The sequence below is a fragment of the Enterobacter sp. SGAir0187 genome (assembly GCF_002952735.2).
GTDB classification, from domain to species: Bacteria; Pseudomonadota; Gammaproteobacteria; order Enterobacterales; family Enterobacteriaceae; genus Enterobacter; species Enterobacter quasiroggenkampii.
In genome coordinates this window covers 2,122,362-2,141,851 of sequence record NZ_CP025034.2, presented here as the reverse complement: position 1 = coordinate 2,141,851, position 19,490 = coordinate 2,122,362, and the positions used below count along the sequence as shown (strand labels likewise).

At 57.2% G+C, this 19,490-nt stretch carries 11 protein-coding genes; 7 read left to right on the top strand and 4 right to left on the bottom strand.

Going from position 1 to position 19,490, the window contains the following annotated elements; genetic code table 11:
* The first annotated feature begins 208 nt into the window (after window positions 1-208).
* Complete coding sequence (cycA, locus tag CWR52_RS10210) at window positions 209-1,618, top strand: D-serine/D-alanine/glycine transporter (protein ID WP_104949587.1); 1,410 nt, start codon at window positions 209-211, stop codon at window positions 1,616-1,618.
* Window positions 1,619-1,714: 96 nt separating this feature from the next.
* Here cycA and ytfE read toward each other — a convergent pair whose 3' ends face one another.
* Window positions 1,715-2,377 carry an iron-sulfur cluster repair protein YtfE gene (gene ytfE / locus CWR52_RS10205; RefSeq protein WP_104949586.1) on the bottom strand — a complete coding sequence of 221 codons (663 nt, stop codon included), beginning with the start codon at window positions 2,375-2,377 and terminating at the stop codon, window positions 1,715-1,717.
* Window positions 2,378-2,621: 244 nt separating this feature from the next.
* On the opposite strand from ytfE, the gene CWR52_RS10200 reads away from it, so the two are divergent.
* On the top strand, window positions 2,622-4,271 hold the full coding sequence (locus CWR52_RS10200; RefSeq protein WP_048027882.1) for a methyl-accepting chemotaxis protein: 1,650 nt from the start codon (window positions 2,622-2,624) through the stop codon (window positions 4,269-4,271).
* Between the two features lie 38 nt (window positions 4,272-4,309).
* On the opposite strand, the gene CWR52_RS10195 is transcribed toward CWR52_RS10200, so the two are convergent.
* From CWR52_RS10195 to CWR52_RS10185, 3 genes are all read right to left on the bottom strand, one after another.
* Window positions 4,310-5,275, bottom strand: a complete 966-nt coding sequence (locus CWR52_RS10195; RefSeq protein WP_104949585.1) for a DMT family transporter — start codon at window positions 5,273-5,275, stop codon at window positions 4,310-4,312.
* Between the two features lie 75 nt (window positions 5,276-5,350).
* Window positions 5,351-6,175, bottom strand: a complete 825-nt coding sequence (locus CWR52_RS10190; RefSeq protein ID WP_104949584.1) for an AraC family transcriptional regulator — start codon at window positions 6,173-6,175, stop codon at window positions 5,351-5,353.
* Window positions 6,176-6,224: 49 nt separating this feature from the next.
* Window positions 6,225-7,268 carry a GlxA family transcriptional regulator gene (locus CWR52_RS10185; protein WP_252152191.1) on the bottom strand — a complete coding sequence of 348 codons (1,044 nt, stop codon included), beginning with the start codon at window positions 7,266-7,268 and terminating at the stop codon, window positions 6,225-6,227.
* 596 nt (window positions 7,269-7,864) lie between these two features.
* Here CWR52_RS10185 and CWR52_RS10180 point away from each other — a divergent pair.
* The 5 genes from CWR52_RS10180 (at window position 7,865) to CWR52_RS10160 (ending at window position 19,490) form a co-directional block, all read left to right on the top strand.
* Window positions 7,865-9,343, top strand: coding sequence for a beta-ketoacyl synthase (locus CWR52_RS10180; protein ID WP_348982985.1), 1,479 nt, complete (start codon window positions 7,865-7,867; stop codon window positions 9,341-9,343).
* 91 nt (window positions 9,344-9,434) lie between these two features.
* On the top strand, window positions 9,435-9,845 hold the full coding sequence (locus tag CWR52_RS10175) for a membrane protein (protein WP_024907308.1): 411 nt from the start codon (window positions 9,435-9,437) through the stop codon (window positions 9,843-9,845).
* A gap of 25 nt (window positions 9,846-9,870) precedes the next feature.
* Window positions 9,871-10,698: a hypothetical protein gene (locus tag CWR52_RS10170; protein WP_104949582.1), complete on the top strand. Its 828-nt coding sequence runs from the start codon at window positions 9,871-9,873 to the stop codon at window positions 10,696-10,698.
* Between the two features lie 42 nt (window positions 10,699-10,740).
* Entirely contained in the window at window positions 10,741-18,477 is a 7,737-nt protein-coding gene (locus tag CWR52_RS10165; protein WP_104950909.1) for a type I polyketide synthase, read from the top strand.
* Window positions 18,474-19,490, top strand: a complete 1,017-nt coding sequence (locus CWR52_RS10160; protein ID WP_104949581.1) for an arylesterase — start codon at window positions 18,474-18,476, stop codon at window positions 19,488-19,490. The genes CWR52_RS10165 and CWR52_RS10160 overlap by 4 nt, the downstream gene beginning before the upstream one ends.

Sequence of the window (19,490 nt, the reverse complement as noted above, 5' to 3'; positions counted from 1 at the left end):
TGTATTTTTGTGAGCTGTTTCGCGCTGTATGAGTGATATGACACTCACTTTCAACATATTATTAACATAATATCTAAATCATAGTATTCATCCCGCCGATTCTTACCTAATATCGATTAGCCCTTACAAGGGAACGTCATTTTTTTGGCGTATTTAAAGGCCAGAAGAGCCTTAACAACACAGACAGGCATAAACAGGAAAATATCACATGGTAGATCAGGTCAAAGTCGTCGCCGACGAAGAGGCGTCGTCTGAACAGTCGCTACGGCGCAATCTCACAAACCGTCATATTCAGCTCATTGCGATTGGGGGTGCCATCGGTACCGGGCTGTTTATGGGGTCAGGCAAAACCATCAGTCTCGCCGGACCGTCAATCATATTCGTCTATATGATTATCGGTTTTATGCTGTTCTTCGTGATGCGTGCAATGGGTGAACTGCTGCTCTCGAACCTCGAATACAAATCCTTCAGCGACTTTGCTTCAGACCTGCTCGGACCATGGGCGGGCTATTTTACCGGCTGGACCTACTGGTTCTGCTGGGTCGTGACCGGTATGGCGGACGTCGTGGCGATTACCGCCTACGCGCAGTTCTGGTTCCCGGGGCTGTCGGACTGGGTGGCCTCGCTGGTGGTCATCGTTCTGCTGCTGAGCCTTAACCTCGCCACCGTTAAAATGTTCGGTGAGATGGAGTTCTGGTTCGCAATGATCAAAATTGTGGCCATTGTCGGGCTCATCGTGGTGGGCCTGGTGATGGTGCTCACCCACTTCCAGTCACCAACCGGCGTCCAGGCGTCGTTTACCCATCTGTGGAATGACGGCGGATGGTTCCCGAAAGGCATCAGCGGCTTCTTTGCTGGTTTCCAGATTGCGGTGTTCGCGTTTGTGGGGATTGAGCTTGTCGGAACGACCGCTGCGGAAACCAAAGATCCGGAGAAGTCCCTGCCGCGCGCCATCAACTCCATTCCGGTGCGTATCATCATGTTCTACGTCTTCGCGCTGGTCATCATTATGTCCGTGACGCCGTGGAGCTCGGTGGTGCCAAGCAAGAGCCCGTTCGTTGAGCTGTTCGTGCTGGTAGGTCTGCCTGCGGCAGCGAGCCTGATTAACTTCGTGGTGCTGACCTCTGCGGCTTCTTCCGCAAACAGCGGCGTGTTCTCAACGAGCCGTATGCTGTTTGGTCTGGCGCAGGAAGGCGTGGCGCCGAGCGCGTTCGCCAAGCTCTCTAAGCGTGCCGTACCGGCAAAAGGGCTGACTTTCTCCTGCATGTGTCTGCTGGGTGGTGTGGTGATGCTCTACGTGAACCCAAGCGTGATTGGCGCATTCACCATGATCACCACGGTCTCTGCGATCCTGTTTATGTTCGTCTGGACCATTATCCTTTGCTCCTATCTGGTGTACCGCAAACAGCGCCCACACCTGCATGAAAAATCGATCTACAAGATGCCGCTGGGCAAGCTGATGTGCTGGGTGTGCATGGCGTTCTTCGTCTTCGTGCTGGTTCTGCTGACGCTGGAAGATGATACCCGTCAGGCGCTGATCGTCACGCCGCTGTGGTTTATCGCGCTGGGGCTGGGCTGGATGTTTATCGGTAAGAAACGTATGGCAGGCGTAAGGTAAAAGCAAAACGGCAACGTCAGTTGCCGTTTTTAGTTTTTGCACCCTCTCCCTGTGGGAGAGGGCTGGGGTGAGGGCATCAGGCCGCAGCGGCCTTTTTTATTCCCCCGCCAGTGCCCGCGGGAACAGAACGTTATTCTCCAGACTGATGTGCTCCATCAGGTCGTCGATCGTTTCGTTAATGCCGTTATACATCGCTTTCCACGTTGTGCACGCTTCTGGCGGCGGCGTGACGTTGTGGGTGGTATGTTTGATCACCTCCAGCAGTTCGCCCGCGTCATCATGCTCGCTTTCCATCACGCTGATGGGCCCCATCGCCTGGCTTCCCATTCCCTGTTTAATCATCGGGAAGAGGATCTGCTCTTCCTTCATCATATGGCTGGAAAGTTCTTCGTGCAGCAGGGTCAGGTATTTCGCCAGACCGCGCGGTACGGAAGGTTTGTCGGCATGGACGCGCTCGACTTTGGTCGCCTGCAGGATCAGCTCCGGCAGCTGTTCACGGTGACGGTCATGGTAACGCACGATGATATGGTCGATGATTTCCGCGAGCGGAGCGGTTCGCCAGTCTTTATCGATGGGCTGCGCGGCCAGCTGCGTCAGCTCGGCTTCAATCACCTCAACGTCCAGCTCTTTGCGTAACGCCGCACGCGCCAGGGTTTGCTTACCGCCGCAGCAGTAGTCCATATCGTATTTACGGAACAGCGCAGAAGCGCGAGGAATGGAGAGCGCCAGCTCGCCGAGGGATTGGTCGCGAAAGGCCATAGCAGTTACCTCATTCTCAATAATATAAGATGCATGTTAAATGCATCTTTACGGTGACGCTATAACCCTTTAGAGGGACGGGTAAAAATGAGATGCAGATCACAAAAAAATATCCGATTTAACTCTCTGAATGGGCTCAGGAAAGTGGTTTCGAAACTTTTTAAAGGTGGAGAAACAGTAAACAACCCGCTGTGCCTGCCGATATATCCACGTCAGACAAACCTGCATATAACAAAGGCAACGCATGTTTAAACGTATAAAAGTCATTACCCTTCTTATTTCGGTGCTGCTTGTGCTCGGCATCATGCAAGTGATTTCCGCCGGTATCTTTATCAACGCCCTGAACAACGATAAAGACAACTTCACCGTGGCGCAGCTCTCCAGCAAGAACGTGGCGGAGTTTACCGATGCGTGGATCAGTCTGAACCAGGCGCGCGTCACCCTGAACCGCGGGATGCTGCGCCTGCAAAGCAGCATGGCCTCGCAAATTAACGGCGGTCAGCTGAATGAGCTGGTGACCACGGCGAAAAATCTGCTGACTGAAGCGCAGGTTCATTACGATAAATACTATGCCTTGCCGAATACGCCAGGCCTGGATGAGAGCCTGACTAACCAACTCGAAGAGCAGTACCGCATTTACTCAGCAACGCTGACGCAAATGAACGTTCTGCTGAGCCAGGGCAATCTGGAAGATATGTTCAAGCAGAATGCCGAACAAAAACAGAACGCGATGCAGACGGTTTATCGTGAATGGCGTGAAGCGCAGGCTGCGCTCACGGATAAAGGCATTCAGGATAACGAAAGTGATTACAAGCGCATCCTGTGGATCCTCTCTGCGGTCATGCTGTTGGTGATTGTGGTGATTATCTCCAGCTGGATTGCGATGCGCCGCGTGCTGCTGCTGCCGCTGGAAGAGGTGATTAACCATATTCGCGCCATTGCGGCAGGCGATCTCACTCAGCCGATTCAGGCCGACGGTAAAAATGAAATGGCTATCCTGGCGCGCAACGTGCAGGAGATGCAAACTTCGCTGGCGAACACCGTGGGCGTAGTGCGTGAAGGCGCAGATACCATTTACACCGGTGCAGGCGAAATCTCTGCAGGCAGTAACGATCTCTCTTCCCGCACCGAGCAGCAGGCCGCGTCTCTGGAAGAGACGGCAGCCAGCATGGAGCAGCTGACGGCAACCGTGAAGCAGAACGCCGATAACGCGCGTCAGGCGTCCCGTCTGGCGCTGGATGCCTCCTCAACGGCGAAGAAGGGCGGTAACGTGGTTGAAGGCGTCGTGCGGACGATGGATGAGATCGCCACCAGTTCCAGCAAAATCGCGCAAATCACTAACGTGATCGACGGGATTGCCTTCCAGACGAATATTCTGGCGCTTAACGCGGCGGTGGAAGCGGCCCGTGCAGGCGAGCAGGGCCGTGGTTTTGCGGTGGTGGCAGGGGAAGTGCGTACCCTTGCCCAGCGCAGCGCTCAGGCGGCGAAAGAGATCAAAGCGCTGATCGACGACTCCGGCGAACGCGTGAACGCGGGCTCGCAGCTGGTTAACGAAGCCGGGGCCACGATGGCCGAGATCGTCAATGCGGTTACCCGTGTCACCGACATCATGGGCGAAATAGCCTCGGCCTCTGACGAGCAGAGCCGCGGTATTGACCAGGTGGGCCAGGCGGTAGCCGAGATGGACCGCGTGACCCAGCAGAACGCCTCGCTGGTGGAGGAGTCTGCGGCCGCAGCGGCGGCGCTGGAAGATCAGGCTGCACGTCTGAACGAAGCGGTGGCGGTATTTAAAATCACCCGCAACCAGGCAGTTAAAGCGGCGCCGGTGAAAACCTATGTGCCAAAAGCGCAGCCCGTAGCGACGGCGCCTGAAGCGAACTGGGAAACGTTTTAATATCATGCCGGGTGGCGCTGACGCTTACCCGGCAAAAATCACATCTCCGACGCCGGAACAACACTCGGTTTTTCCGGCTTCGCTCTCACCGCCATCACCACGCCCACGACCAACAGCACGATCCCGCAGGCCGTGAACAACGGCGGCACGCTCTGGCGCATCAGGAAGGTATAAAGCAGTCCGGCCAGGGTTTCGAAGACAATCAGCGGCCCTAAGATCACCGTCGGCAGCTTCTGGCTGGCAATATTCCAGCACAGCGCGCCCACCCATGAACACAGCACCGCAATCGCCACCATCAGACCGATAAACACCCACGGTCTTGGCCCGAAGGGCTGGGCGAAGTCCGGCTGCTGATGGCCCAGCCAGAGGCATGCGCCGAGATACCCCACGATGGATACGGGCAACGTGACCAGCGCCTGCGCCGTCGCCCACATCATTGGGTGCTTGTCCGGATTCTCACGCAGCCAGCGCGCGTTGCGCAGGGCATACCAGGCCCAGCACGCCACGGAAATGAACGCCAGCAGAATGCCAGAGCCGTAGCGCCACAGGTCAACATCCCCCTGCCCATGACGCAGCTCGGCAATATTGACGCATATCAGCCCCAGGGCAGTGCAGACCAGCGCCGGGGCCATTTTTGACCAAGCCAGTTTGCCATCGCGGTGGCTGTAGAGCAGGTTAGCAAAGACGGGGATGACGACCGGCAGCGTGCCGATAATCATGGTCGATACCGGCGCACCGGTACGCTGAATGGCGCTCGCGAGGCAAACGTAATAGATAAGATTGCCCATCATGGTCAGCGCCAGCGCGGTGCCCCAGTCCTGACGGCTGAGCTGACGCAAGCGCGCGCGCCCCAGCCACGCCAGGGGCAGGGCAATCAGCCCCAGCGCCAGATAACGTCCGGTCGACTGCAATATTGCCGGGTACTCCGGCACGATCAGCGGGCCGACAAAAATCAGCCCCCACATCATCCCGGCCAGCAGGGCATACAACACTCCACTAATCATTTTTCCATCCACAGGTATTTACGCTGTTCTCAGTGTAGGAGGGGCAAATGCGCGCGTATTGTATGAGGTTGCGCATTAGCGCCGGGTGACCTGCTTCTGGTAGCGCACGGGAGTAATGCCATAGCGGTGGGTAAACGCGCGGGTCAGATGCGACTGATCGGTCAGCCCGGTTGCGGCGGCGACCTCTGCGGCGGGCATGCCGTGGGTGAGGAACGCTTTGGCGCGCCAGAGGCGAATGGCCATCAGCATCTGATGCGGCGTCACGTGAAAATGGGCTTTGAACTGGCGCTGGAAATGATACGGGCTGAGTGAAACGACGCTGGCCAGCTCGTCCAGCGTCAGGGCGCGCATATAGTTGTCGTGCAGGTACTCGCGTACCCGTTCGAAGCGGTGCGCGCCTTCCTGAACCCGCGGCGCGTGATGGGCAAACGGCTGGAAGGTCTCAATCAGATCCAGCAGTAATCCTTTTTGCGCAAGCGGATCGTCCGTGTGCCACAAGCCGTAAATAAGCCTGCCAATTTGCTGCGAGCGCAACGGGTCATGACGGGTCACGTCGCTGAACCACCAGTGCCGCAGACCGGTCACCTCTTCCAGCAGATTGGGTTCGATATAGACCATCCTGTAGCGCCAGCCGCCCTCGGTGGCGGATTCGCCGGTGTGGATCTCGTCCGGGTTCATGGTGACAACGGATTTCTCGGGGGCGAGGTGCTGGGTACCGCGATAGCGGAAGCGTTCGGCACCGGTTTCAATCGTGCCGATCCCGAAGGCTTCATGGGTGTGAGGCTCAAAGGCGTAGTCAGAAATGTGCGCGTGGTAGAGCTCCAGGCCAGGCAGTTGCGCCAGATGGCGAAAGCGCGCGCTGTCTCTTTCATCATTGAACTGTTCCGGTACGCCTTGCACGGTGAGCCTCCTCGCGGTTATCTATTTTATTATCAGAGATGACCGGCGTTTATGCACTAAACATCTTTGCCCGGACCGTCTTACGATAATCCCCCGGTGACACCGTGGTTTTATGTTTAAACTGGCGGTTAAAGTGCGCAATGTCCTGATAGCCAACCGCATTGGCGATCTCCTGAATGCTCAAATTGGTGGATTGCAACATCGTCATGGCGGATTCAATTCTGGCGGTTAGTAAATATTGCAGGGGCGACATGTCGGTGGCATTTTTAAAGCGACGGTTGAAGTTGCGCAAACTCATGCCAGCCATATCGGCAAGATTTTGCATGGAGATATCCGAGGCGCAGTTGGCTTTTATCCAGATTTGAATTTGAACAATATCTTCATCCGGATGAGGTTTGTTTTCTTCACTGTAACACTGGCGATCAAACTGACTTCGAATTTCATGGAAAAAGGTCCGTTGGGTGTGTGTGGCTACACGTTTCCCGTATATCGTTTCGATGAAATGGATGGTCAGATCTGAGAGAGCTTTGACGCTGGCGGCACAGTAAATATTATCGGCCTGCGTGAGAAAATGTTTGGTTTGTAATTTTACGTTGGGGTAGTCGCGCGAGAACTGTTTGAAGTAGTGCCAGTGGGTGGTGGCGGGTTTCCCGTTGAGCAATCCCGACTCCGCCAGGAAACAGCAGCCCGTTCCGACGGCCGCGATGCGGGTCCCTCGCGTCGCCTGTTCGCTAAGCCATGCCAGGAGTTCAGGCTGTTGTCTGACCACTGCACGAGGATTGCGCCACAGTGCGGGAAGATAGATAACGTCATAGTGCCTGTCTGCGGCAAGGGTCGTATCGGCGGTAATGCTGAAGCCACTGTGCGTCAGGATGGGCTCGTTATTTATGCCAATAGTATGAACTTTCAGTATATTCTCCGGACGACAGAGCCTGAATGAAGACGTCTCCGGTTTGTGGGTGTCTGCGTGGGATGTTGTTTTTTGCTCGGCTAAATAGCTACTGGCTGCGGCTTTCCACATTTCAATCGGAAGACTGAGACCGGAACTTAGCATGCGTTCACATAACACAAATCCTATTTGTGTATTTGTCATTTTTGATTAATACCTGTTTTGACTATTATTTTTGGTAGCTCATCGTTGTCCTGGCCAAAAAAGTCAGCATTTTGGCTGGATTTTCATATTAGCTTTTGTTGGTAATTTGTAAACTAATATCTGAAATTATCGCACTTGCTTAACAAAATAAATCCACGACCACTACAGGATGAATTATGGCGAAATTACCCGTAATAACGGCTTTTGGCGGCTATGGTCCAGCTGGTCGTAGTTCTTCACATCATGCATTTCGTCGAATGATTATTGAGTCATTGTCGGAAGAGGAAAGACAAGCTACGTTATTATCGTTAGCCATTCTGATGGGCGTGCTTAAATATGATGAGGGCGGGTATTGCGACATTTCCGGTAAAAGATTTACACCTGCTCAGGCCGCCGCGAAGATAAAAGACGAGGCGCTTGAGGGAACCCTTATCAGAAAAATTACGCGCGACTATTTTGATGTCGATGCTATCGTCAGCCATGCAAAAATGAATATGGTTTCAGGCGAAGAGGGATTCAGTTTTAATATATCTTCCAGACAATTACCTCAACCCTTACCGGCGGGATGGCACGTTGAAGAATTAGCGGATCAGCGTGTGCGTATTACCGTTAAGGGAGAGATTGACTGTAAAATTGAGGCATTGCTGCGCACGGAGGTTCAGGCAGCAGGGCTGTTGCCGCAAGGATTCCGCCCGGGTGACCATTACAATTCGCAGTTCCATCCGCGGGCGCTACAAATGGCGATTGTCGGAGCGTCAGACGCCATCAACGCCCTGGGGATCCCGTGGCGAGAGATACAGGCCAACATCACACCGGATCAGCTCGGGGTCTATTCGGGCAATATCATGGGACAGCTCGACGATTATGGCTTCGGCGGTATGCTCCAGTCGCGCCTTAAAGGCCATCGCGTCAGCGCCAAACAGTGTCCGCTGGGCCTGAACAGCATGTGCGCTGATTTCCTCAATGCGTACGTGCTGGGTAGCGTTGGTCATACCAGCGCCACGCTGGGGGCATGCGCCACGTTTCTGTATAACCTGAATGCGGCAGTTGAAGATATCAAAGCGGGGCGCATTCGCGTGGCCGTTGTGGGCAGCGCCGAAGCGCCGGTCACCTCAGAGGTGATTGAAGGATTCGATGCCATGGGCGCCTTGGCAACGGAGAGTAAGCTTAAGCATATTGATGAAACGGAAACGGCCGACTGGCGCAACAGCAGCCGCCCGTTTGGCAACAGCTGCGGTTTTGTGATCGCGGAGTCCAGCCAGTATGTCGTGTTAATGGACGACGAGCTGGCGCTGCAGCTTGGGGCAGAGATCCACGGTTCGGTGGGGAATGTCTTCATCAACGCTGACGGCTTTAAGCGTTCTATCGCGTCACCGGGGCCGGGGAACTACATCACCATGGCGAAAGCTGTAGCCTCTGCGGTATCGATGGCGGGGATGGAGACGGTGCAGAAGGGATCGTTTATTCAGGCGCACGGCTCAAGCACGCCGAAGAATTGCGTCTCCGAAGCGGATATTTTTGACCGCGTTGCGCAAGCCTTTTCGATTCGCGACTGGCCGGTGACGGCGGTGAAATCGTATCTTGGTCACTCCCTGGGGCCTGCCAGCGGCGACCAGCTCATCAGTTGCCTTGGCGTCTTCCGCTATGGCATTTTGCCGGGAATTAAAAGCGTGTCGCACATTGCGCCGCAGATGAACAACGCACGCTTAACCATTCCTCTTCAGGACTGCAAGTTAGAGGAAGGCCAGGGGCAGATTGCCTTTATAAATTCAAAAGGCTTTGGCGGGAATAATGCCACGGGGGTGGTTTATTCGCCAACGCTTACCCATCAATGGTTGCGCAAACGCTATGGGGACGCGGCGTTTGCGGATTATCAGCAACGTAACCGCCAGGTGCGACGTCAGGCGAACGCGTACGACGAGGCGGCTTCGCAGGGTGAACTCAATGTCATTTATCTGTTCGGCCAGCAGGGGATAAATGAGGAAGATATTAAGATTGATATGAACGGTATCACCATTCCCGGATTTGAAAAACCGATTACATACGCGACGGATAAAGAATACCCCGACTTTTAATCGTTATATCTGATTTTATTTTTAATAAATAAAGGTGCCTGTATTTCCTCAGGTGCCTTACCTTTATGCACCACTAAACAGGAGAAAGAAAGTGGCTAATCTCAGTGCAATACTGATTGCCTTTGGCTGGAGCGGTATTGTTGTCGGCATAATGATGGGCGGGTTAATGGGGATGTATGCCTTTAAGGGACCGTTTCGCGCGCCTAAAGGACATGAAAACTACACCGATTTAAATCGCAGAATGTTAAGGCTGGCACATATTGCCTTTATTATGCTGCCGTTAATATCCATGCTCTATGGCATGTGTATTGATGACCTCGCCGTGTCTTATACCTATAAATATTATGCCGTTATTTGCATGATGATACTTTCAGTGGGTATTCCGGTTCTCCTGATTGCATCCTGTTTTTATCTACCATTTAAATATGTGCAGGTTATACCGTTTAGCTGTGGAATGTATGCGTTAGTTGTAATGGCAATTGGCAGGGTTTCCGCCCTGTAAACTATCACCTACCTGAGAAATAAAAATGAAAACGTTACTGAATACCCGCCAGCTGGGTCGGGACGCTATTGTCGCGACCGTAGATAAGCACGTTTATACCGAAAACCGCGCCTTTGCCAACAGGCTTATTGACCGGATTGAATCTCATCCGCTGATGCGCAGCCCTATTTTGTCAAAAATGAACAGCGGTGAAGTCGATCTTCAACAGATGCGCGTCTTCCATCTGGAATTTTATCACGCGTTTGCGCAAGTCTTTACCGATGCCGTTATTGAAGCGTTAAGCGCGGCGAAACAGCTGGAAGCGCCGCTGGGCGCGCAGGCGAAAATGGCGGCCCGTTTTCTGCTGCAAATCAACCTACTGGATGAGCTGGGCTTCCACCCTGGCGAAGATGCCGAGGGCAATTACAACGGCCAGCCCGCACTGGCGCACTACGTGCAGTTCTTTACGACCATCCAGCAGTTGGGGATGACGGAACACGAGGTGAAATCCTGGCTGCCGATGTCCAGCTCTCTGGCCTGCCGCGCAACGTTTGAGAATGCCTATGGCGACTATACCCAGCTGGTGGGGTTGCTGGCCGTTGCCGAGACCGTCTTCCATGACTTCGCCACGCCGTGGGCCAAAGGTGTTGATAAAGCGACGGATATTGACGTCACCAAGGGCTATCACAGTATCCATGTAGAAAGCGAAACGGGAGAGTCCATTGAAGATGGCCACTCCGAAGATGCATGGATCCTGTTCTGCCAGGCGCTGACAGAAGACCGCTATGCCGAGATGGAACAGCGCGTCGATCTCTGGCTGAAGGTATGGAACGACTTCTGTAACGATCTGCTGGCTGGCCGCGCCGGAAAATAATCTTTTCACCCTCATTCATTTGAAAATATAGAGCGAATTATGATGCCGTCTCATCAGTTGTTTAACAGGGGATATCATTCCTTCAACCAGCTTTTGCCCGAACTTGCTGTTCAACAGACTACTCAGACGGCATTTGAATTCGTCCGCAGCGCCAGTGAAATTCACAGCCAAAGCTATGACCAGCTCCACCAGCGAGCCGCATCGCTTGCAGAGGCATTGATGCAGTACGGGCAGCGGGGCGACCGGATAATATTGCTCTATCCGGATGGTGAAGATTTTATTGGCGCTTTTTTGGGCTGTCTTTACGCCGGCAGGGTGGCGGTTCCGGTCCCGATGCCCGCAAAATCATCAGGAAGTGCGTGGGAGCGTTTTGCTGGCGTATTACGCGATGCGCAAACGGACTGTATTGTTACAACGGCAAAGGGGGCAGAAACGCTAGGCCAGCTATCACTTCCGTTATTCCCGCTTATTTTTACCTTCGACAAACCAGACACCACTGCGCTACCTGCGGGCTATCGTCTGCATCATCTTGAGCGCACGTTCTCCGGGGCGTTTCACCCCGTTTCGGTAGCAGAAAACGATCTGGCTTTTTTACAGTACACCTCGGGCTCGACGGGCTCTCCGAAGGGCGTGATGGTGACCCATGGCAACCTGTGGGCTAACTCGCATGCCATTCACCGCTTTTTCGGCCACCACAGCGAAAGCCGGGGCACGATCTGGCTGCCGCATTTTCATGATATGGGGCTTATTGGCGGGCTACTGCAGCCCGTGTTTGGCGCATTCCCTTGTCGGGTGATGTCGCCCATGATGTTAATGAAAAACCCCCTTAACTGGCTCAAACAGATTTCCGACTATCAGGCCACGACCTCCGGTGGCCCTAATTTCGCCTACGATCTGTGCGTGCGTAAGATTGGCAGAGAGCAGGTTGAGGCTCTGGATCTTTCACGCTGGGATGTGGCCTTTTGCGGCGCAGAGCCGATTCGGCCCGCCACGCTAGCGCAGTTTAGCGAACATTTTGCCCCCGCAGGGTTTCGGCCCGGTGCGTTCCTGCCCTGCTACGGCATGGCGGAAACCACGCTCATCGTTACCGGAATGGACAAAGGACAGGGGTTCCGCGTGTCGGATGAGGCCGGTGCGGTGAGCTGCGGGCAGGCTCTGACTGATACCGAGGTGCGTATCGTCGATCCTGACCTCCATCAGCCGCTTGCTGACGGTGAGAGCGGAGAAATATGGCTGCGTGGTCCGAGCGTTGCCGCCGGATACTGGGCCAATGATGCCGCCACGCGCGAAACCTTCCGGGCGTCTCTGGCAGGCGATCCGTACCCGTGGCTGCGCAGCGGCGATATGGGTTTTCTCCAGTCCGGCCATTTGTACGTCACCGGACGGCTCAAAGAGCTGCTGATTATCAACGGCCAAAACCATTACCCGACGGATATTGAGGAGACGATCCGCCAGTCCGCTCCCGCGCTGGCGGAAGCGACGGTCTGCGTGTTTGCCAGTGAAGACGAGCGCCCGGTTGCGCTGCTTGAGCTGATGACGCGCCATAAAAATGATCTCGATATGGCGACGCTGGCACCGTCAGTAACCGCGGCGGTGGCGGAGCGCCACGGCATTACGCTGGATGAACTGCTCCTTGTCGAACGAAGGGCAATCCCCCGCACCACCAGCGGAAAATTACAGCGTACCCGCGCGAAGATGATGTATCAGCAGGGGACCCTGGACGTGGCCTGGCGTAGCCGCCAGGACGCGTCAAAACCGGTTGAACACGCGGGGGAAACCCCTCCCGCGCTGGCGGCGCTGATTGCCGGGATAATCGGCAACACGCTGAATACGACGATCGGCGAATCCCGGTGGGATGACGCGTTTACCGGCTTTGGCTTGAGCTCTTTGCAGGCGGTAGGCGTCATTGGCGAACTTGAACAGCGGCTGGGCCGCGAGCTCTCTCCCGCGCTGATTTACGACTATCCCACCATCAATCAGCTGGCGGTCGCGCTGGGACAACCCACTATGGTCCGGCCGGTCAGCGCTACCGTCGCGGAAAGCGCCATTGCGGTGATTGGCATCGGCGTGGAACTGCCGGGGCATAGCGGCGTGGAGGCGCTGTGGTCGCTGCTGCAGCAGGGCCACAGCACGACCGGCGAGATCCCGGCGCAGCGCTGGCGTACCTCGTCCCTTGACGGTTTTAACCGTAAAGGCAGCTTCTTTGACGAGGTCGACGCCTTCGACGCAGGTTACTTTGGCATCTCTCCCCGCGAAGCCGTCTACATCGATCCGCAGCATCGTCTGCTGTTAGAAACCGTTCAACAGGCGCTCACCGATGCCGGCCTTAAGGCATCCTCCCTACGCGGGAGCGATACGGCGGTTTATGTCGGGATCAGTGCCAGTGACTATGCCCTGGCCTGCGGCGATAACGTCTCGGCCTACAGCGGCTTAGGCAATGCGCACAGCATCGCGGCCAACCGAATTTCTTATCTTTATGATTTAAAAGGGCCAAGCGTCGCCGTCGACACGGCATGTTCTTCCTCGCTGGTGGCGATTGAGGGGGCAATGCAGAGTCTGCGGAACGGACGTTGCGCCCTGGCCATTGCCGGAGGCGTTAATCTGGCGCTGACGCCGCATTTGCAAAAAGTCTTCACCGACGCCCAAATGCTGGCCCCTGACGGCCGGTGTAAAACCTTTGACGCCCGCGCGGATGGCTACGTTCGTGGCGAAGGGTGTGGCGTCGTGGTGCTTAAGCCGCTTTCGCAGGCGCTGGCGGATGGCGATCGGATCTATGCCACGCTGGTGGCGAGCGCCGTGAATCAGGACGGCCGCAGCAACGGCATTACCGCGCCAAATGGCCCATCGCAGCAGGCGGTCATCCGGCAGGCAATGGCGGATGCCGGGGTGGATAGCGATAAGATTGACTATATCGAAGCGCACGGGACGGGAACGGCGCTTGGCGATCTGATTGAATATCAGGCGCTGGAAGCGGTATTTGCGGACCGGAAAAAAAACGCACCTGTCCTGGTGGGCTCGATCAAAACCAATATTGGCCACCTGGAGGCGGCGGCGGGCGTGCTGGGCGTGGTGAAAGCATCTCTGATGTTGCACTACCGGCAATACGTGCCGCACCTCAATTTCCAGCATAAAAACCCGCATATTGCGGCGATTAGCCGTCATGTTGAGGTAAGCGGTGCGCAGCCTGCCTCATGGCATACCGATGGCGAAGCGCGCTACGCGGGCGTAAGCAGCTTTGGCTTCGGCGGTACCAACGGTCACGTGATTTTGCGCAGCGCGCCAGCGGTGGAAAAACGCCAGGAGCCCGCTGCGCCCCACGGCCTGCTTCTGATCGGTTCACATGATGAAGGGGCGTTTACCCTTCAGCGAGAGGCGGTCAAAAAAGGGTTATCGACATGCCTGGAGAGCGATATCGCCACCTGGTGTCGCCTGGTGAACACCCGCTACGACGCGGCCCGCTATCGCGGCGTGGCGTACGGCGCGGATCGCACCCAATTGGCGGAAAGCCTTGCGCAGCTGACGGCCTGCAAGGCAGGTAAAGCCCAGCCTCAGGTCTGGCTCTTCCCGGGGCAGGGCACCCAGCAAATCGGCATGGGGGCCGAGCTGTATCACCATCTGCCGCACTATCGCGCTCAGTTTGACGCGCTGGCGACGACCATCCGGCAGCGTTATGAGATTGATATCACGCAGGCGCTGTTTGCTCGTGACGATAGCTGGCAGCGCTGCGCCAGAACCTGTCAGCTCTCCTTATTTGCCTGTAGTTACGCGCTTGCTCAGAGCGTGATGCAGTTTGGACCTCGTCCGGCAGCCGTAATGGGGCACAGCCTGGGAGAGTACTGCGCGGCGGTCATCGCAGGCTATCTCTCGCTCGACGACGGGCTGGCTATGGTTCATCAGCGCGCGCTGTTGATGTCAGCCCTGACGCAGGAAGGGGCGATGGCGGTTGTCTTCAGCGGTGAAGCCGAGGTGCGCCAGCTGATTTCACTCTGGGCGGGCGACATTGATATTGCCGCATTCAACACGCCGACGCTGACCACCATCGCAGGCAGCCAGACGGCGATTGACGCCTGCCTTCAGGGCATTTCTGCTCAGGGCGGCCACGCGAGAAAAATTAAAACCGCCAGTGCATTTCACTCCTCGATGATGGATCCGATCCTCGGAGCCTGGCGCGAGTGGCTGGTCAACAACGTCACCTTCACCCGCGGGACACTCCCGTTTTACAGCAACCTGAACGGTGAGGCGTGCGACCAAACCGACGCTGACTACTGGACCCGGCAAATTCGCCAGCCCGTGAGTTTCCTTCAGGGTGTGCAAAACGTGCTTGTACAGGGTGAGTTCACCTTTATCGATCTGAGCCCGGACGGTTCGCTGGGCAAATTTGTGACCGCCACCGACCGTCGTCACCCGGTGCTGGCCGCAGGCGATCGGCGACATGAGTACAAATCACTGCTGACGCTGCTGGGTACGCTGTGGCAGCAAGGGCACGACATCAACTGGAGCGGGCTTTACCACGCGGCCACGCGGGAGGCGCTAACCCTGCCCGCAATCCAGTTCTGCCGCAAACGTTACTGGCTGGCGGGTGAGACGCCAGCGCAGACCCCATCTGCAAAAGAGGACGCTATGTCAAATCAACACCATTTAGCCGCTGAAATAAAAGCGATTATTGCCGGTTTTCTTGAGGCGGATCCTGCCGAGCTTGACGACTCTCTGCCCTTCCTGGAAATGGGGGCGGACTCACTGGTGCTGCTGGATGCCATCAATACCATTAAAGACTGCTACGGCGTGGTCATCCCGGTGCGGGCGCTGTTTGAAGAGCTCAATACGCTGGACGCGGTGATCGGTTATGTGGTGGAGCACGCGCAGCCAGCGGCGGCTGCGGCTCCGCTCAGCCCCCCGGAAACCGCTGGCCAGGTGGCACCGCCTGTCGTGGCACAGCAGGGCGCCAGCAGGCCGGTGCCTGATACGGTTCAGGATCTGATTGCCCGCCAGCTGGAGCTTATGTCCCAGCAGCTCACGCTGCTCAACGGCACGGCGCAAACTCTCCCGATGCCAGCCGCACCCGCGACGCCGGACGTTATCGCGCCAGCGCCTGTCGCGACCCCGGCCGCACCGGTGAAGGCCAGCGCGCACAGCAGCTGGTTTAAAAAAGAGACGAAAAAAGTCTCCCTGGGCGCCGAGCGAGACCAGCATCTGGCGCAACTCACGCAGCGGTTTGTCGATAAAACGGGCGGGTCGAAACGCAATGCCCAGCAGTACCGCGCCGTGCTGGCGGATAACCGGGCCTCTGCCGGCTTTCGTTTATCCACCAAGGAGATGCTTTACCCCTTAGTGGGGGAGCGCTCTCAGGGATCGCGCATCTGGGATGTCGATGGCAACGAGTATATTGATTTCACGATGGGGTTTGGCGCTAACCTGCTGGGGCATGCCCCGGACTGTGTACAGCAGGCGGTAGCCGACCAGCTGGCACAGGGCATGCAGATTGGGCCGCAAAGTGCCCTGGCGGGCGAGGTGGCAACGCTTATCAGCGAGCTGACCGGCCAGCAGCGCGTGGCATTTTGTAACTCCGGCTCTGAAGCGGTAATGAGCGCCGTGCGCCTGGCGCGCGCCGTGACGGGGAAAAATAAAGTCGCGCTGTTTAGCGGCTCATATCACGGCGTGTTTGACGGCATTCTTGGGCGACAGCAGGGGGGCGAAAACCCCGAGCGCGCCACGCCGGTTGCCGCCGGCACACCGCCATCGCTGGTGGACGACCTGCTGGTGCTCGACTACGGCAGCGAAGAGAGCCTGGCGCTTATCGCTCGCTATGCTGCCGAGCTGGCGGTGGTGATCGTTGAGCCGGTGCAGAGCCGTTATCCCGATCATCAGCCGCGCGAATATCTGCATACCCTGCGTGAACTGACGACATCCCACAACATTGCGCTGATGTTTGATGAGGTGATCACCGGTTTCCGTCTGGCGGCCGGTGGCGCGCAGGCGTATTACGGCGTTCAGGCGGATATCGCCTCCTACGGAAAGATTGTCGGTGGCGGTATGCCGATCGGCGTGATTGCAGGCTCTGCCCGTTTTATGGACAGTATCGACGGAGGATTCTGGCAGTATGGCGATGACTCCTGGCCGCAGGCTGAACTGATCTTCTTTGCCGGTACGTTCTCCAAGCATCCGCTGACCATGGCGGCAAGCAAAGCCGTGCTGGAGTACATCAAAGCCCATCCGGCGCTGTATGACGACATCAACCAAAAAACCGCGCGTCTGACGATGTCGCTAAATACCTGGTTCTCTGCAACCGGTACGCCGATTGAGATCGTCTCTGCCGGCAGCCTGTTCCGTTTCAAATTCAACGGCAACTACGACATCCTCTTCCACCACCTGATGCTGCGCGGCATTTTCATCTGGGAAGGGCGTAACTGCTTTGTCTCGGTCGCACACGCGGACGAGGATATTGATCGGTTTATTACGGCAGTGAAAGAGAGCGTTAACGCCATGCGCGTGGACGGCTTCTTTGGGGAGGCGGGATTACGCCCCGACACGCGTTATACCGTTGCAGACAGCCAGCAGCGTTTTCTGCAGCTGGCCGCGCAGGATGAAAGCGGGCGGTTGGCCGGGACGATCGGCGGCGTCATTGAAACGCCGCGCAATGTAGACAGCGACATCATGCGCGCCGCCTGGCAACTGCTGTGCGAGCGCCATGACGCGCTGCGTATGCAATTCACTGACGCAGGCGAACTTCAGGTGACCCTGGCGCCCACCCTCGATGTCTGCGAGGAATACGCTGCGCCTGCCGCCTGTCTCGCTGATTTTGCCGCACGTCCTTTTGATCTTACCGCCGTGCCGCTGGCTCGCCTGCTGCTGGTCCGCCAGGAGGGGAAAACCACGCTCGCGATCGCGGCACATCATTCGGTGGCGGATGGCTGGTCGTTTATGGTGATGCTGCGCGAGCTGCTCCATCTTTACGATGCCCTGGCGTCGGGTAAACGTCCTGAGCTGGCTGCTGCGGCAAGCTATCTGCAGGTCATCCGTGCGCAGAATATCGTCAGCGAGGAAGCGCTACCTGCGCGTCTTGCAGCGCTACCTGCGCGCCGGGCAACGCCAGACGCCCTTACCGTGCTGGCACCCTCCCGGACGTATCAGGGGCAGCGGCTGGTACAGCGCCTGTCGTATCCGGGCCTGACCGGGCAGCTGCGCAAAGCCTCCGCCGTGCTGCGGGTGACCCGCTTCGCGATGCTGAATGCGCTCTTTACCCTGACGCTTGAGAAGGCGGTCGGTCATTCCCCGGTGCCGGTCGGCGTGCCGGATGCCGGGCGGGATTTCGGGCAGGGCGATGCGCTTGTCGGCCAGTGCGTCCGGCTGTTGCCGCTGTGTATCGACAGCGCCGCCTGTGCGTCGTTATCTGATGTCGCCAGGGCAATCCATGACGGCATCCTCGCGCAGCGCGACGAGCCCGCCCTGCCGTCACGCTGCTTCCACGGTCAGGATGCGCCGCTTCCGCTGCTGGCGACCTTTAACGTCGAGCCGCATGCTCCGCTGGCAGAGCTGCGGCAGTGGGAGGCCAGCCTGTCGCTCCTCCCGATCGGCGCCGTCGAATTCCCGCTGATGGTTAACATTCTCGAGACGAAAGAGGGGCTGTCCGTCGAGCTGGATTACCAGATGCGCTATTTCACCGAGGCGAGCGCCCGTGCGTTGCTGGAGCACTTCCTGAAGGCGATAACCGTGCTGGCCGAGCAGGGCGAAGAGGCTGTTGAAGCATTGTTCTCGTCGTCAGAGGAGCTGGCCGCATCATGAAAAAGCTGATGATTTTTGTCCTCGCAGGTGCCGTGCTGGCGTTCGTGGTTAACCTGCTGATCGATGCCGGGCTGTTTTATCGGGTGCAGGAGAGCGGCGGGTTACAGTGCCAAAAAATAACGGGTATTGAGGGCGCGGAGGATATCGCTCCCTTATCGGGCGGCGGGGCGATAGCCAGTAGCCTCAACCGACACGGCAGCGCGCCCGGGGCGCTGTATTACCTCAACGGCAGCGACAGGCCGCAGCGATTAGCCGGTGACTATCCGGATGCCTTCCTTCCGCACGGTATCGATGTCTGGCAACACGAGGGCGAGACGTGGGTCTACGTGGTGAACCACCGCCCTCAGGAGGACAGCATTGATGTGTTTCGCTTTAATCGCGCGCAGATGCGTCTTGAGTATCAGCCCGCCCTGTCGCGCGCGGTCGGAAACAACATCAATGATATCAGCGTCATTGATAAAAACCGCTGGCTGCTGACGCGGGACCACCGGTGGAAGGGCTTCGCGGGACGCGTGGAGGACTATCTGCGACTGCCGCTGTCCAGCGTCCTGCTGGCAGACGAGGCGGGGCTGCATACCCTGATTGATGGCCTGCATTTTGCGAACGGCATTTACTACAGCCGACCGTGGGGGCGTCTGTACGTGGCGGAAACCACCCGCGGCGCGGTGAGCAGTTGGGCGTGGCAGCCGAACAAGGCCGCGCCCGTCCTGCTGGGGCGCTTCAGCGGTCTGCATGGCGTCGACAATATCCTGCCGGACGGGCAGGGAATGCTGGTGGCGGCGCACCCGCAGCTGCTGAAGCTGGCCGCCTATCAGAAAGATGCACAGGCGCGTTCACCGTCCATGGTGTGGCGGCTGACAACCGGCGCGCGGGGGGAAATCGCTCAGGCCAGTATGCTCTATCAGAGCCACGGCGAAGCGCTGGCGGCGGTCAGCGTCGCCGCGCCGGTGGGCGGAAAGGTGATGATGGGCAGCGTCTTTGACGACGGACTGCTGCTGTGCGGGGAACAATAA